The sequence below is a fragment of the Lacticaseibacillus porcinae genome (assembly GCF_003946305.1).
GTDB lineage: Bacteria > Bacillota > Bacilli > Lactobacillales > Lactobacillaceae > Lacticaseibacillus > Lacticaseibacillus porcinae.
The window spans coordinates 178,974-194,626 of the sequence record NZ_RHNS01000002.1 but is presented as its reverse complement, the minus strand read 5'-3'; the positions used below and the strand labels follow the sequence as shown (position 1 = coordinate 194,626).

The 15,653-nt window shown below is 47.4% G+C and carries 18 protein-coding genes; 8 read left to right on the top strand and 10 right to left on the bottom strand.

All coding sequences use genetic code 11. The features are described 5' to 3' along the window. Nucleotides 1-29: 29 nt before the first annotated feature. From dprA to EKM92_RS03240, 5 genes are all read right to left on the bottom strand, one after another. Entirely contained in the window at nt 30-869 is an 840-nt protein-coding gene (gene dprA / locus EKM92_RS03255; protein WP_125707825.1) for a DNA-processing protein DprA, read from the bottom strand. Between the two features lie 42 nt (nt 870-911). Continuing rightward, on the bottom strand, nt 912-1,673 hold the full coding sequence (locus EKM92_RS03250) for a ribonuclease HII (RefSeq protein WP_125707823.1): 762 nt from the start codon (nt 1,671-1,673) through the stop codon (nt 912-914). After that, a complete protein-coding gene (gene ylqF / locus EKM92_RS03245; protein ID WP_125707821.1) occupies nt 1,654-2,514 on the bottom strand; it encodes a ribosome biogenesis GTPase YlqF in 861 nt (286 codons plus the stop codon). The genes EKM92_RS03250 and ylqF overlap by 20 nt, the downstream gene beginning before the upstream one ends. Before the next feature lie 201 nt (nt 2,515-2,715). Then, entirely contained in the window at nt 2,716-2,892 is a 177-nt protein-coding gene (locus EKM92_RS13555; protein ID WP_164509878.1) for a hypothetical protein, read from the bottom strand. A 356-nt stretch (nt 2,893-3,248) separates the two neighbouring features. Then, nucleotides 3,249-3,638, bottom strand: a complete 390-nt coding sequence (locus EKM92_RS03240) for a tautomerase family protein (protein ID WP_125707819.1) — start codon at nt 3,636-3,638, stop codon at nt 3,249-3,251. A gap of 566 nt (nt 3,639-4,204) precedes the next feature. On the opposite strand from EKM92_RS03240, the gene EKM92_RS13550 reads away from it, so the two are divergent. Beyond that, complete coding sequence (locus EKM92_RS13550; protein WP_164509877.1) at nt 4,205-4,342, top strand: hypothetical protein; 138 nt, start codon at nt 4,205-4,207, stop codon at nt 4,340-4,342. Between the two features lie 53 nt (nt 4,343-4,395). Here the strand turns inward: EKM92_RS13550 and EKM92_RS03235 are convergent, their stop codons facing one another. Next, the gene (locus EKM92_RS03235) at nt 4,396-4,728 is read right to left on the bottom strand and encodes a DUF1648 domain-containing protein (protein WP_164509876.1); all 333 of its coding nucleotides are present in this window, start codon (nt 4,726-4,728) and stop codon (nt 4,396-4,398) included. 24 nt (nt 4,729-4,752) lie between these two features. Beyond that, nucleotides 4,753-5,295 carry a TetR/AcrR family transcriptional regulator gene (locus EKM92_RS03230; RefSeq protein ID WP_125707815.1) on the bottom strand — a complete coding sequence of 181 codons (543 nt, stop codon included), beginning with the start codon at nt 5,293-5,295 and terminating at the stop codon, nt 4,753-4,755. Nucleotides 5,296-5,409: 114 nt separating this feature from the next. Here EKM92_RS03230 and EKM92_RS03225 point away from each other — a divergent pair, with 114 nt between their 5' ends. Together EKM92_RS03225 and EKM92_RS03220 are read left to right on the top strand one after the other, a co-directional pair. Then, nucleotides 5,410-6,450: an SDR family oxidoreductase gene (locus tag EKM92_RS03225; RefSeq protein ID WP_125707813.1), complete on the top strand. Its 1,041-nt coding sequence runs from the start codon at nt 5,410-5,412 to the stop codon at nt 6,448-6,450. 103 nt (nt 6,451-6,553) lie between these two features. Continuing rightward, nucleotides 6,554-6,967 carry a pyridoxamine 5'-phosphate oxidase family protein gene (locus tag EKM92_RS03220; protein ID WP_125707811.1) on the top strand — a complete coding sequence of 138 codons (414 nt, stop codon included), beginning with the start codon at nt 6,554-6,556 and terminating at the stop codon, nt 6,965-6,967. A 30-nt stretch (nt 6,968-6,997) separates the two neighbouring features. Here EKM92_RS03220 and EKM92_RS03215 read toward each other — a convergent pair whose 3' ends face one another. After that, a complete protein-coding gene (locus EKM92_RS03215; protein ID WP_125707809.1) occupies nt 6,998-7,372 on the bottom strand; it encodes a winged helix-turn-helix transcriptional regulator in 375 nt (124 codons plus the stop codon). A gap of 112 nt (nt 7,373-7,484) precedes the next feature. Here EKM92_RS03215 and EKM92_RS03210 point away from each other — a divergent pair, with 112 nt between their 5' ends. After that, nucleotides 7,485-8,663: an MFS transporter gene (locus EKM92_RS03210; protein WP_125707808.1), complete on the top strand. Its 1,179-nt coding sequence runs from the start codon at nt 7,485-7,487 to the stop codon at nt 8,661-8,663. A gap of 47 nt (nt 8,664-8,710) precedes the next feature. Here EKM92_RS03210 and EKM92_RS03205 read toward each other — a convergent pair whose 3' ends face one another. Next, entirely contained in the window at nt 8,711-10,648 is a 1,938-nt protein-coding gene (locus EKM92_RS03205) for a GTP-binding protein (RefSeq protein WP_125707806.1), read from the bottom strand. 145 nt (nt 10,649-10,793) lie between these two features. On the opposite strand from EKM92_RS03205, the gene EKM92_RS03200 reads away from it, so the two are divergent. The 4 genes from EKM92_RS03200 (at nt 10,794) to EKM92_RS03185 (ending at nt 14,226) form a co-directional block, all read left to right on the top strand. Then, on the top strand, nt 10,794-11,102 hold the full coding sequence (locus EKM92_RS03200) for an ArsR/SmtB family transcription factor (RefSeq protein WP_125707804.1): 309 nt from the start codon (nt 10,794-10,796) through the stop codon (nt 11,100-11,102). Next, complete coding sequence (locus tag EKM92_RS03195) at nt 11,095-12,111, top strand: NADP-dependent oxidoreductase (RefSeq protein ID WP_125707802.1); 1,017 nt, start codon at nt 11,095-11,097, stop codon at nt 12,109-12,111. The genes EKM92_RS03200 and EKM92_RS03195 overlap by 8 nt, the downstream gene beginning before the upstream one ends. A gap of 66 nt (nt 12,112-12,177) precedes the next feature. Further along, complete coding sequence (locus EKM92_RS03190) at nt 12,178-12,831, top strand: lysophospholipid acyltransferase family protein (RefSeq protein WP_125707800.1); 654 nt, start codon at nt 12,178-12,180, stop codon at nt 12,829-12,831. Nucleotides 12,832-12,849: 18 nt separating this feature from the next. Next, entirely contained in the window at nt 12,850-14,226 is a 1,377-nt protein-coding gene (locus EKM92_RS03185) for an APC family permease (RefSeq protein WP_125707798.1), read from the top strand. A gap of 55 nt (nt 14,227-14,281) precedes the next feature. On the opposite strand, the gene EKM92_RS03180 is transcribed toward EKM92_RS03185, so the two are convergent. Next, the gene (locus EKM92_RS03180) at nt 14,282-15,553 is read right to left on the bottom strand and encodes a hypothetical protein (protein ID WP_125707797.1); all 1,272 of its coding nucleotides are present in this window, start codon (nt 15,551-15,553) and stop codon (nt 14,282-14,284) included. Nucleotides 15,554-15,653: the final 100 nt, after the last annotated feature.

Genomic DNA, 15,653 nt, shown 5'->3' with positions numbered 1-15,653 from the left:
TCACAGTATCGCTTAATGTCTTTTCAGATTCAAGAGAAGAATTTTATTTCTTCTATTATATCGTCACCTGTCGTCACTAATTTTGCCCCAGCTTGAATCAACAAATTGGTCCCGGCACTTTTGGCGTGGTCGATGTTCCCTGGCAAAGCAAACACCTCGCGATTGTTTTGCAAGGCGAGATTGGCGGTGATCAAACTCCCTGAACGTTCCGCCGCTTCAGTCACCAACAAGCCATGCACAAGGCCGGCGATGATCCGGTTGCGCATCACAAACATGTACCGCTGTGGGCGCACACCTAGTGGGTATTCAGATAACAACAAACCTTGGGTGGCGATTTGTTGTTGGAGTGGTTGATTAGCTTTGGGATAAGCGACATCCAAACCGTTGGCGATCACCGCGATGGTTGGCAAGTGGTGACTCAACGCAAACTGATGCGCATAGGCGTCGGCGCCTTGGGCCAAGCCAGACACAATGGTCACAGCTTTAAGTTGCGGTGCCAATTTATTGAGGGCGTTCGGCGTATATTCAGTCGCATTGCGGGCGCCGACGATCGCTAAACTCAACGTGTTTAATAACTTGATATTCCCCAGATAAAATAACACTGACGGCGGCTCAAAGCTTTCTTTCAGTCGCTCAGGATACTCAGGATCTAGGCACGTAATGAAGTGAAGTTGACGATATTGATGGCGAGCTTCAGCTTTCAAATCATCATCAGTATAAACAGCATACAATTCTGAACTTAATTGCATCGGCTCCAACTCGTCAGTCCCAGCATGCGTGTGCAATTCCTTAAACGCTAAATTTTGAGTTTCAAAGCCTTTGGTATAGGTGGCCAAATGCCACAAAAATAAAAAATCACGTATTTGCATGGTCACACCTCCTGACCATACGATACGTGATTTTTGTAAAAGTTAAAGTTTTGCGGCTTCTCGCACTGGTGAAAAGCTCATGCGGTGAATCGGGGAAACGCCGCATTCTCTTAGGCCGGCAAGGTGTTTGGCCGTGCCATAGCCCATGTTGTCAGCCAGATCATAGCCTGGATACACACGGTCATACATCACCATCAATCGATCTCGCACGACTTTGGCGACGATCGACGCTGCGGCAATGGAGATCGAGTTGGCATCCCCATGGATCAGCTTCCGTTGCGGAATAATTGTCGGCACGGTCATTGCATCGACCAATAAGTAATCAGGTTGCACTCGCAAACTTGCCACTGCGCGCCCCATTGCCAATTCTGTCGCATGATAAATGTTTTTACGATCGATTTCGTGATTATCAGCGACACCCAGGCTCACGGCTAAGGCTTCATGCATGATCTGTGGGAATAATGCTTCGCGCTTATGGGCAGTGAGTTGCTTAGAATCGTTGACGTCTAAGTCAAAGTCTTGCGGCAATACCACCGCACACGTCACCACCGGACCGGCCAAAGGGCCCCGACCGACTTCATCGATCCCAGCAATATGCGGATACTGCGCCCACAATTCGCGTTCAAAACGTGTGCGATAATCTAGTGCCAAGGCTTCGGCTTCACGCTTCGCTTGGCGATTTTGATATTGATCGAGGAGTTTTTGTGCCCCGACGCGGGAATCTTGGGCGAGAGCTTGTAACACCGCGTCATCAACGTGATCAGCTTGTAGCAATGCGCGCAGTTCACTCAGTGTCTGTGTCATCAGTGGCCTCTGGTTTTTCTAAAGTGTAGCGACCAAATTTCCCTTGTCGTGCATCAAAAATGATCCGTTCGGCCATGCGATTGTAGTTGTCGGCAAAGCCATTCTTCTTGGCGAGGTGCACCATCAAATCAGCATCAGACAACGCCAAATCATCGGCGTTCAAGCCATAAGCGCGGCGGAAGTTTTCAGTGTAATTTTCCCGGAAGAATTGCAAGCCATACATCCCGACAATGTCTTCTTGATAAACGGAGTCGGCGATCGCCCCAGTTAAGGCGAGCTTCTTGCCGATCAATTCATCTTCAAACTTCGGCCACAAGATCCCAGGGGTATCCAGTAGAAAGAAACTTTCATCTGCTTTGAGCCATTGTTGATTTTTGGTGACGCCGGGACGATTGCCAGTGACAGCGACATTCTTTTTGATCAAGCGGTTTAAGATGGTGGACTTGCCGACGTTAGGGATGCCGATACACATGGCGCGGATCGCCGGGTTTTTGATGCCGCGAGCTTTTTGCTTGGCAATTTTTGCCGCCATTAACTTCTTGGCCAATTGCGGGATCTGGTTGAGTCGCTTGGCGTGTTGCGCATCGATGGCGATGGCTTCGTAGCCTAAGCCCTTGTAATAAGCCACCCATTCTTTTGTGATTTCAGGATCAGCGAGATCTTGTTTGTTTAAAACCATAATGCGAGGCTTTTGGCCGACGATTTGGTTCATCATCGGATTCCGCGATGCCTCAGGGGTGCGAGCATCGACGATTTCTAACACAACATCGACTTGTTTGAGTTTTTCTTGGACTTGATTGCGGGCTTTTGCCATGTGCCCTGGAAACCAGTTAATAGCCAATTTAATTTCTCCTTAGATAACTTGCTCATGAAAAGGCGGCCTCCCCAAGTGAGAAGCCGCGACTGGAAATAGATAAGTTAATTATAACGTAGAAAAGGTGGGGATGCCAATCAGTCGACATGATGTGGCCGTTAACTGGTTTCCAGGGCATATGGCTAACGTTTAAAAAAATCGTCGTAAACAGCTTTTTCAGCACCGACATCACATCATGATCGTGGGAAAATGATGCCTCACGATCGACGCGACCAAAGCGATCACGATCAGACTGAACCCGATTTGAACTTGATCAAGCAAAATCAGCATAAAGCCGGCAACAGCAAGTAATCCACTGATGATATTCAGAATTAGCCGGTACCAACGTTGCCGTGATTCATTCATATCTTTTCCTCCATTTGATGAGTGAATGAACTGCGTCGTCATGACTGAAATCGGAAAAATCTATTACGCGTTTAACCTGCTGTTGCACTCATAGTCCACCCCGACCAAAATCACCGCAACAAAACGATGATTCCTAAAATGAGCTTGGCCACTTTCATGCGAAGTCCATCATAGTGAGCTGTGCATTAGTTGACTCAAGGCGATTATATTCCCGCCATATTTTCTCGTCAATCGCTCAATTTTATCAGCTAACAAAAAGGCTCCTCATTTCTGAGAAACCTTCAAAGGACAACAATTATCCTCGACACCAGTTGACAAAACTCCCATTATTACCATGGATATCGAACATCTAGTGGTTAAAGTTTGCCATTTAAAAACTCAGCTTCGCCATTGCCGAAGCTCCAGTCATCATCATTGTTCGGAACTAGGCTAAACATAATATCTTCCTTGCGAATCCCTAACTCTTGGTTAAGTCGTTGTGTTAATTGTTGATAAAATTGAAGCTTATTTTTAGTTGCTCGTGGTCGGGTCACAAGATTGAACACGACGATATCCTTAGTTCTTTCAATCCCTAACCCTGTGTCAAAAATCTGCATTTCAAAAGGTTCATGTTGGGTCAAAATTTGATAACGATCCCCTTCTGGTGTATTCAGTGTTTTTATTTGAACCTCATAAGCGATTTTCAATAATTTTTCTAAATAAGCCTGATCATGGCCCTTAATAACATCAATTCTCATTAATGGCATAAAAAGTTCTCCTATTTCTTCTTTATTTTATGCAGCAAGAATTACTAATATAAATAACTGCTTTTATCAACATTCCTCAGTTATCATTAAGTAGTCTTTTACCAGAACCAACACTAGCTGCACAATTAACTAATAAAAGCTACTTACCTATTGTACAACGATTTACTTTGTAATATCTGATCAATTTATATTGATAATCTTACCAGTTGCGCGCGGCAAGGTCACATGCTCATCATACTTATCTTTTAAATGTCCACCTGTGGTCGGTGGTAAACCAGTTTTGGAAGATTGTGTTGTTGTCAATCATAAAATGCGGGAAAATTGCAATTGAAATTATGGTAATTCGACTACTTTTCTCAGTCCGTTGGCAGCCGCGTACTAGTGCGTCTCGGGAGTTTGCACACAGCAACATCAACATGAGTTGTGAAATGAAAGCAAACATCGAACGAACGTTCTGCACTTCGATGCAAACAATCGCAGCTCACTAACTTGCGTTCTATGATTTTTCAACCAATCCCCTGGCGCTGCGAATATGGTATGATGTTTCTGAAAGTAGGCGATACGACTTGGCGAAGAAAAACAAACATCAATCCAATGCAGCTCGCAAGAAACAGATCCAGCGCCAAACCGACGCCAAAACCCGCGATGTGCAAAAGCAAGCACTAGCGCACGGACACTATATCAAAAATCCGCGCGTCATCTGATTAGATTAAATCAGCGTCGATCGAAATTCAATATTCGATCGACGCTGATTTTTTTACAATCCGATTTGTTTCAGTTGCAGCCACGTGCACACCACAAAGATCATACCCATCAACAAAATATTCCGCCATTCCCCGACTAAAATCGCTGGCAACGCGAGCAACCCATCGCGTTTACGTTGATGTACCGCGACTTGATCACAAATTGCCCCGACCACGATCAAAATCACCGGTGACAACCACAAACCCCAGCGTCCACCCCAACTATCTGCGGCGCCAGTGCCACTAAAATGTAGCACAATGGTTTGCGGACTGATCAGCATCAACCCGATCGTCACTACCACGCTTAATAACACAATACTCCAAATCCACAAGCGAAACTTTCTCATCACGCTCATCTCCTGTTGCCAACATTATAGCGCGGATTCCGTACTTGCTTGTAACTTTTTGATCAAAGCATGCAAATCAGTCAATGATTCTTTCTGTCCAGTCAACAGCCACTCACGCCAAATGCCATAAACACCGTTGGTCATGAACACTTGCCAATACTTCAACTGTTCAGGTGACAAATTCGGCCAATTGGCATAATACCGCGCCATGTTCTCGGTAAACAAATCACGGATCACATATTCAAAGTGCGCTTTAAGTGAGAGTCGGAGTTCCGAAGCGAAGGCATCAAAGAAGGCTTGCATGTCATCATATTTGACGGTGTCAGATTGTTCAAAAATCACATTATCAAATAAATGCGTGAGCTTCGGCGCAAAATGTTGCCGTAAAATATCTTCAACACTGTCGTAATTACGATAAAATGCCATGCGACTGACACCGGCACGTGCCACTAACTCAGTGATTTTGATCTCGCTGAGTGTTTTCTTCTCCAGTAGTTGAAATAACGCCTCAGTTAAGTAAGTTTGCGAGTCTTGTTGAATCGCTTGCGCATGTTTGGTCGCTGCCATCACAATTTCTCCATTCTGTCACAGATGCCGCCATTTCCCTTGCGACTCCTTTTTCTACAAGGTACAGTATTGGCACTGAAGTTACAACTGTATCACACCTAAAGGAGAAAATTTATGCCAAAATCATTAGTTGTCGTCACCGGTGGCTCAGGTTTTATCGCCAGCCACATCATTGTCCAACTGTTACAAGCAGGCTACGCAGTTCGCACCACGGTTCGCAATGTTGAGAAAAAACGTCCACTGATCGTACAGATGATGACTCAAGCTGGCATCACTGATCTCAGCGATTTGAGTTACGTCGCTGCCGATTTAACGAATCCCGATCACTGGGATGACGCGATCGACGGCGCAGATTATGTCATTCATCCGGCATCGCCAACTCCGACGTTAAATTTCAAAGATGAACGTGAAATGATCGAACCGGCGATCAACGGCGTGTTGTATGTCTTGCGCGCCGCCGCCCATCATCACGTCAAACGCGTGGTGTTGACGTCAGCATATGGCGCAATTTTCGCTGGACATCGTGATCAAAAGACTCCTTTTACTGAAAAAGATTGGTCTGATCTTACACAGCCTGGCGTTCATCCTTATCAGAAATCTAAGACCATGTCTGAACGCGCCGCTTGGGATTTCATTAAACACGACGAGTCCGGTTTACAACTCGCGACGGTTAATCCGGTTGCGGTGATGGGTCCTGTGCTGGCCAATGATTATTCACATTCCAACATTCAGATCAAAGACTACCTCACTGGCAAAACGCCACTGGTGCCTAAAGTCGATTCCGGTTATGTGGATGTCCGCGATGTCGCAAGTTTACATTTGCTGGCCATGACGCGCCAAGAAGCTAACGGTCAACGCTTCTTGGCGACCACTGGCGAAACCTTGTCGATGCTTGAAGTTGCTAACATTTTACGCGATGCCTTCCCAGCGTTCGCGTCCAAGTTGCCGAAACATGAGATCCCAACTGTAGCGTTAAAGCTGGCCGCCAAAGCTGATCCGATGCTTAAAATGGTGGCATCAGTCGCTGGGACCTACGCCGAAACATCCAATGAAAAAGCGGTGACGTTATTAGGTTGGCATCCCCGCTCAGCTCGAGAAGCCATCATTGCCACCGCCCAGTCGATGCTCGATTTAGGCATTGTTTCTGCGGATTAAGCACCAGTTGATGACGATCAGTTCGACAATTGCTTGAATGCGTTCACAAATTGCCCGCTAACCGTTACAATAGACCTATCCGATTTGGAAAGGACTTGTCAATATGTCAACTCAAGAACAATATGAAACCATTCTCTCCACTGCAGAAAACATCGCCTTAGCCACTGAAACTAGCGATCACACGCCATCAGTGCGTATCACCAACTTCTTATTCGACAAAGACGCCAACACCGTGTACTTCTGCACCGACAGTCGCGCCGATAAAGTCAAAGAAATTGCGGCCAACAATACCGTTTCCTTCACGACGACGCCACTAGAAGCAGGCACAGTGCGTGTCACTGGTGCCACTGCCACGTTAGTCAATGAAAAAAAGCCGGAACTTTTAGCCTTAATGGACCAAAAGTACGCCAGCTTCAAAATGTTCACCCCAGAAATGCGCGCCGGCATGAATGCTTACGCGTTGACTTACAAAGAAGCGGATCTTTTCTTCCGTGGTGACACCAAGCTCACATTCTAAATACCATCGTAGCGCTGAATTTGTTCAGCGCTATTTTTGTGGGATGCCGAGGACTTCATCTTCATGGATCAATTCAATGGCTTCGCCACAAGCTTGTCGTTCATGAATATTGTGTTCACCCCACTTGCACATCGCCGTTAAGATCTCGTTCAAGCTTTCACCCCGATCAGTCAAGCAATAATCCACGCGCGGAGGGACTTGTTGGTAAACATGGCGAGCGACGATCCCATCATCTTCTAATTCCCGTAGCTGTTGGGTGAGCATTTTTTGAGTGATTTGGGGAATCGCGCGGCGCAGTTCCCCAGTGCGCATGGTTTGATTGCGCAAATGACATAAGATGATCGCTTTCCATTTGCCGCCGATCACTTGCATGGTGGCTTCCACGCCGATGTTATAAGTTGTCATAGCTCCTCCATAGGTACTTTTTGGTGCGTATTGCACAAAATAGTGCGTACTAGTTTTTCTGAATGCCTCCAGTATACTATATTTTCGTAAGCAAATCATCTGGAGGATCATTATGGAAACCACAACTTTTTCAAAACGTACCGCAACTTGGACGCTACTTGCTTTAGCGATTTCCGCATTTGCCATCGGGATCACCGAATTCATCGCAGTCGGTGTTATGCCGATGTTAGTGTCAGCCTTTGATTTAAAGCTCAGTACCGCTGGCTTGACCGTTTCAGTTTACGCCGCTGGGATCATGGTTGGTGCACCGCTACTGACATCACTGACTACCGGCCTGCCACGGAAGAAATTACTCCTCGGGGTCATGGGGTTGTTCATTATTGGCAACGGACTTACCGCCATTGCGCCAAGTTTTGCCGTGATGCTTGTCGGTCGGGTGATCGCAGCTTTTGCCCATGGGTTGTTCATGTCGACTGCTACCGTCATTGCCGCTTCCGTTGTATCTGACGATCGCCGCGCTAGTGCCATCGCCACGATGTTTACTGGTTTGACTGTGGCGACTGTTACTGGGGTTCCGCTTGGGACAATGATCGCGCAAGTTGCCAGCTGGCGCGTCGCTTTCTTATTAATCGCAGCTTTTGGTGTGCTGGCACTGCTCGGCAATTTAGCGTTGGTCCCAAGTAACTTGCCGCAACCAACCAAAACTGCACGCGGTGGCTTTAAACGCATGTTAACTGATCACAAAGTCATTGCCGGTTTAGTGATCACAGCGTTAGGCTACGGCGCTAGCTTCCCGGTTTACACTTATATCTCTGCAATCCTGGCACAACTAGGCTTTTATGCCAGTGCTCGCGTCATCGTGTTATTGGTTTACGGCATTGCCGTTGCAATCGGCAATACATTAGGTGGCAAATGGGCCAACCGCAAGCCGCTACATGCTTTAGCATGGATGTTTGGCGCTGATTTGTTGATCATGGTGGTGATGCCTTGGGGCTTGAGTCATTTGATCAGCGGGTTGATCTTGATCATGTTAATGGGATTATTCGCCTTTATGAATGTCCCTGGCTTGCAATTATTCACGATGCAAGCCGCCGAAGCGAGTCACCCAGAAGACGCGCCACTCGCCTCAGCGTTAAACATTGCGGCCTTCAATGTCGGCATTATGTTAGGCAGTACCCTTGGTGGTAAGTTACTCGATGCCTTTGGCTTATGGGCCACGCCATTTGGAGGCGTTTTGTTTGCAGCCTTAGCGTTGATCATCACCTTAGGGTTAGCTCGCAATGAAAAATAATTGAAAAATTGCCTGCAAGTCGTCAAGCTTGCAGGCAATTTTTGAATTCATTTCACTGTGAGTTGAGTCAATGCATCATGATCAAGGTATGGGACATGCGCCATATCAGGCACTTCATGCCAAGCAACTGGATAGCCAGCACCATGCGCACAAAATACTGAATCTGGTGTATTTTCAACATCAGCTTTCGCATCGTATGCGCGTTCAGTGACGACTGCCTCTTGATCATGCGCCGGACGATAGCCATCAGGCACCAAACTCAACTGGCCTAAGCCATGCGCATACCCACGCAATTCAGTGGCATAGTCTTGCATTTCACTAACTGGCGCAGTCCCAGTCAAGCGGGTCAATTCCCCATTTTGTTCAGGTTGACCGAATTCCCCTTGCATCCGTTGAATGTCTGTCATGGCGCGACCGATGTTTTCGGTTGGAACCACCAACTCAAAGCGATACCAAGGCTCCAGCAACACATCGCCATGGTCGTGCAACATCATCAACCCTTGCCGCAATGCTCGCCAAGCGGCTTGTCGAAAGTCGCCGCCAACCGAATGCTTCACACTCGCACGTCCTGAGATCAAGGTGACGTGCAAGTCCGTCAATGGTGCGCCAATCAAAACGCCAAGTTGGGTTTTGGCTTGCAAAGCCGTTAAGATTTGATGTTGAAAATTTTGCGTCAACACATCAGGTGAGCAGGCACTGTCAAACACTAAGCCGCTGCCAAGTTGGCCTGGCGCGATGCGCAAGTGGACCTCTGCATAATGCCGCAACGGTTCAAAATGGCCGACGCCTTCTACCACTTGATCCACAGTTTCGCGATATAACACACCACCGGCAACGAACTGAACGGTTAAATGAAAGCGGTCATGCAACAACGCCGTCAAAATTTCAATTTGGATCGGCCCCATCACTTGCAACCGAATTTCTTGTAACGTCTTAGACCAAGTGACATGTAATTGCGGATCTTCATCCCCGAGTTCTTGCATGGCTTGCAGGCAAGCGTGCAGGTCTTCTTCCAGAGGGTCTAACGCATAACTCAACACTGGCTGTAGCACCGGACTTGGCGCATCAGGTAAACTGCCTAGACCCATGCCAGCGCGAGTATTTTGTAAATTCGGGATCGCACATACTTCACCTGCGTTGATTTGATTAGCGACGGTAAATTTTGTACCGTTATAAACGCGCAGTTGATTGATTTGTTCTTCGCCTAGCATTTGTTTGGGGACAAGCTTGCCGCCTAATACCCGCAACCAAGTTAACCGAACGCCTGCATCATACGTAATTTTAAACACCCGGGCAGAAAACTCTGGACGCGCTGGCGTTTCGACAGTATAAGTCGATAAGCCATCAAGTAATGCCGATACCCCATCGAGTTTCAGCGCCGCCCCAAAATACACAGGGAAAAGTTGACGTTTAGCGATCAAGTGCTGAATGGTGGCCAAAGGTAAGTCACCAGAATCGAGATAAGCTTGCAACACGTCATCATCTAATACGGCGATGGCTTCTTTGGCGTCATCATCTAGTTGTGCTAATGGCAAACATCCAGCATCTAGATCTTGTTGTAAGCTCTTTAACGTTTTATCAGCGTCTGCCCCAACGGCATCCATTTTGTTGACGAAAATAAACGTCGGGACTTGATATTTTTGCAATAATTGCCAAAGCGTGCGGGTGTGGCCAGAAAGTGGTGCATTGCCTGCCACTACTAAAATGGCGTAGTCCAATACGTCTAAAACTTGTTCCACTTGCGCCGCAAAATCCAAATGTCCTGGTGTATCCAATAGGGTTGCTGGCGCATCCCCTAACTTAAATTGCGCCGCATGAGAAAAAATCGTGATCCCACGGGCTTGTTCCAAAGCGTCTGGGTCTAAAAAGGTATCTTGATTGTCCACGCGACCAAGTGTCCGCAGTTGACCACTTTGATAAAGTAGGGCTTCTGAAAGGGTTGTTTTGCCGGCATCCACATGCGCGACGATCCCAAAAGTTTTCATCTTGTTCCTCGAATTTCACTAAGCTTCTATTTATATAGTACCGCCGAAGCAGAGAATGTGCCAATCGTCTCGATTTTCTTTCCCGATATGGCACACCTTCACCCAAAGGCGTATCATCGGTTCATCAGCTTAAACGGAGGAAACAATGACATTATTAAGTGAATTTCGATCAGCGCAAACCACCTTAGTTGCTTTAGGTGATCCCAGTCGCCAAGCCATCATCTCAGCGATGTTAGAACATGGTTGTGAATCAGGCCTGCGTGTCGGTGATTTAACCCAAGCCGTCAACTTATCGCGGCCAGCAGTATCGCATCACCTGAAAATCTTGCGTGACGCGCAATTAGTCCGCATGGAAAAAGTCGGGACCAAACATTTTTATTATCCCAGCGTATTCACCCAACTCGACGCAATGCAACACTTACTCGATGCTTTAAAGGAGGCGCAACATGCCTAAAATGACCAGCTTCATGTTCGACCGTTATGGCAAACACCCCTTCGCCAAACATCAAGTCGCGATTCCTACACCTGCGGCTAACGAAGTTCTGGTTCAAATCAAAGCCGCTAGTGTCAATCCCGTCGACATTAAAAAACGCAACGGTGACTTGCGTTTCTTATTACCAGAAAAACATCCCGCTGCCACTGGTCACGACTTCGCTGGCGTGGTGACGGCAGTCGGCACCAACGTCACTGATTTTACCGTTGGACAGCGCGTATTTGGTAAATTAGAGGATTGGCATATCGGCAGTTTTGCCGATTTTGTCTGTGTGAACACCAAATACATTGCCGAAATACCGACAGCATGGTCCTTTGAACAAGCCGCAGCAGTGCCGTTAGTGGCGTTAACTAGTTATCAAGCGTTACATGACAACTTACAGCTCAAACCTGGCCAGTCCGTCTTGATCCCAGGCGGTTCTGGTGGCATCGGCAGCATCGCCATCCCCATGGCTAAAGCCTTGGGCGCGCGGGTGACGACCACTGCCAGTCCCAAAAACTTCGCCCGACTACAACAGCTCGGCGCCGATGTCGTATTGGATTATCATGATGGCCACGCGTTGTCAACGCAACCTCAATTTGATGCGATTTTTGATACCAGAGGCGGTGACGACTTACTCGCAAGTTTTGCACTGATCAAACCAAATGGCCGTTTGGTTTCATTAAATGCAATACCAGAAGCACGATTCATCGCCGATCAAGGCGCCTATTATCACTTGAATGGCTTGAAGCGCGTACTTTTAAAGTTGGTTAGTGCCAAACATACGCGCCTAGCCCGCAAACAACATATTTGGTATCGTTTCATGTTGGCCAAATCAAGTGGTAAGCAACTGCAAATCATTGCAGCATTGATGCAAGCGCGTCATATCCCCATCACCATCGATCGCAAATTCGATTTCGAAGATACGCAAGCGGCGCTGGATTACGTTGAATCTGGCCACGCGCAAGGTAAAGTGGTGATAATCCACTAAATTAGCGCCGTAGTTAATGGCATGGTATAATTGTTTCGGCTATCTGCCTTAGAAGGGAGCAAGCAAATGTTCTATTCATTTATTCGTGTTGTCGCCCGCTTCATTTTACTGGTGATCAACGGCAACGCTCATTACGAAAATAAAGAAGTGTTACCTGACGGCCCTTACGTCTTAGTAGGCCCGCACCGCACTTGGTGGGATCCGATTTACTTTGCAGTGGCGGCTTCTCCGCGTAAATTTGGCTTCATGGCCAAACAAGAATTATTTCATAACCCAATTTTGCGCTGGATCTTGGTACACGCCAATGCTTTTGGCGTTGATCGTGCGCATCCTGGTCCATCAGTGATCAAAACCCCGGTCAAAATGCTTAAAAAACAAGACCTTGGGGTGATCATTTTCCCTAGCGGCACACGCTACTCCTCCGAACTTAAAGGTGGGGCGATGCTGATCGCCAAACTCGCCAAAGTCCCGATCGTCCCTGCAGTTTATCAAGGCCCAGTGAAATTCTCTGGCTTGTTCAAACGCAAACGTGTGACGGTGCGCTTTGGTGAACCGATCACGGTGCCTGCTGGCAAGTTGACGGATGACGTCACCGTTCAAATCGGTGATCAAATGCAAGCAGCGTTTGATCAATTAGATCGTGAAATCGATCCAACGTTCAAATATGTCCCTGACGAAAGCAAATACCTCGCTGAAAAAGCCTCAGGTAAGCTGAAATAAAAAGGAGTCTTTTTTCTCATGAGTTTTTGGCAGCGCCTTGTGGCAAAACCGGATCTTGACCAAACATTAAACGCTGATCATCAATTAGCTCGCACCTTGACCACTCGCGACTTGATTGCGTTAGGGATCGGTGCAGTGATCGGCACTGGGATCTTCATCTTACCAGGCACCGTCGCGGCGACTACTTCAGGTCCTGGGATCACCTTGGCCTTCATCTTAGCAGCAGTTGTTTGCTCGTTAGCCGCGATGTGTTATGCCGAGTTCGCTTCCGCATTACCAGTCGCTGGCTCTGCATATGCATATGGGAACATCGTCTTTGGTCAGATCTTTGGTTGGATCATTGGCTGGGCGTTGATTTTGGAATACATGTTGGCCGTTGCTGCAGTTTCCACCAGCTTTGCGGCATATTTCCAAAGTTTCATCGGCGGGTTCGGCTTACACATTCCTAAAGCCATCACCGGTGCCTTTGATCCAGCGCATGGCACGTACATCAATTTGATTGCCGTGATCGTGGTGTTGTTGATCGGGTTAATGTTATCACGCGGGATGCAAACATCAATGGCAGTCAACCGGGCCATGGTCGTGGTGAAGCTTGGGATCATTATTTTATTCGTGTTAGTCGGGGCTTTTTATATTAAACCAGCCAACTGGCACCCTTATTTACCTTTTGGGACCAAAGGCATTTTAGCTGGAGCATCCACAGTGTTCTTCGCTTATCTCGGCTTTGATGCAGTGTCAGCTTCCGCCCCTGAAGTCAAAAAGCCACAAAAAACCTTACCACGCGGGATCATCGGTACCTTGATCGTCGCAACGATCCTCTACGTGTTAGTCGCGATCGTCTTAACTGGGATCGTCAAATACACCCGCTTAGATGTTGCCGATCCGGTATCTTTTGCCTTGAATGTGATCCATCAACCAAAACTTTCTGGCATCATCGCATTAGGTGCATTGGCTGGGATGTTTACCATGATGGTGACAATGATTTATTCTTCCAGCCGCTTAGTGTATGCAATCGGCCGCGACCGCTTATTGCCGCGCTGGTTTGGGAAAGTCACCCATCAACTGCCACTCAACGCCTTATGGACAGTCACATTGATCATTGCAATCATGGGTGGGTTGGTGCCGTTGACGCAGTTAGTCAACTTGGTCAATATCGGAACGCTGATTGCTTTTGCTTTTGTGTCTATCGGGATCATTCCCTTACGGAAGCATGAAAAAATAGATAACGCCGGCTTCAAAGTCCCAGGTTACCCCGTCGTCCCGATCATCAGCTTTTTATTTTGCTTGTTGCTGATGAGTCAACTCAGTGCAGAAACCTGGATCATGAGTTTGATCTGGTTTGCTTTTGGGATGGTCGTCTACTTCGCTTACGGGTTCCGCCACGCAAAACCTTAACTCAACAACATGGGCTCAAACCAATAACGGTTTGAGCCCATTTGTATGGATGTGATTAAAGTTGCGTCAACAAATGATCAACAACTGCGATCAACGCGTGATCGTGGTCCGACGACCAAGTGTCCTCCAGCGCCTCGAGCAATTGTCGTGTGAACTGGCAAAAGTCGCCTTTGGTGTGTTGATGCAGCGGATGCGTGATCGTCAACAACACATCTTCTAAAGCATCTGGTTGCCAATAGCGCAAGCTTTGGAGATGTTTGGCATACATCAGATCTCCTAATAACAACGCACCAGCCATCGCTGCTGGTAAATTGATCCGACCAGGAAATTGTGAATCTGGCATTGCCTTCACGGTTGGCAGCAATGCCTTGCGAGCACGTCCCGCATTGTTAGCATGCCAGTGTTGGTCAGCGATTTTATCCACATGGTCAAACGATTCAACAGATTCTAACTGTAGTCGCCAACGTTTGGCCGTCCCAACGATTTTGATCCCACGCTTTTCTGCCTCTTCCCGCACCGTCAACAAATGCCGCGCTTGACGCATCCGACTTTGTTTCACCAGCCACTGGCGCTTATTGGTCGAGAACCACTTTTTATCGTGAACGGCATTCAAGACATAAGGGCGAACTTTGGGGATCACTGCTAGCAGTTGCGCGGCTTGGGGAATCGGTAATACCGCAAATAGCTGGGTTAAATAATTCAACACTGCGGGATACTCAGTGGGTAAAAATTCGGCATCAAAGATCATCCCGCCTAGCAACACATGCTGCAACACTTCTGGGGTAAAATGTTGCACGGTTTGGCGACCTTCCAAATACATTTTCGCCACCAAAGCGACGTCGACGCGACGTGCAAACATCGGGTCGACAGAGGCGATGGTCAACGGTGCACGTATTTGGCCAAACGTCTCCCAACACAATTGCAATCGGCTTTGATGCCAAGCATTTAAGTGATCGCGTTGTAATTGCGGGATCACCAGCCCTAAATGTGGCAAACGCAACCGTTGATCTTGGATCACCTGCGTTAAACCCTCATCTAGATCCACACGGGTCGGCAACAGCCACCGCAAATAAGCACTGATGATCATAAAGGTTGTACTTTTTTGACTATTGTTCGGTAACTGTAAAACCAAAGCCGCTAAAATCAGCTTGACATCATGCCACGCGATTGGCGGCTGCTCTGTTGTTGACGTCACCACCAATACAAAAGCTGAAAGTGTCATATCAATGATCTGCACGGAATAAAGGGTGCTCAGTGCAGCATATTCGGGTTCCTCACGGAAAGTTGCGAGGTTTTCAACCATCGCAGTATCTAAGTCGCGTCTCATCAACTCGCCTCATTTCCCTTGAGATACCTTTATTATAATGGCAAGTCGTCAAGTCACCAAATTTTTACTCTCGTAGACGCCAAACCGCAAAAAAAATTCC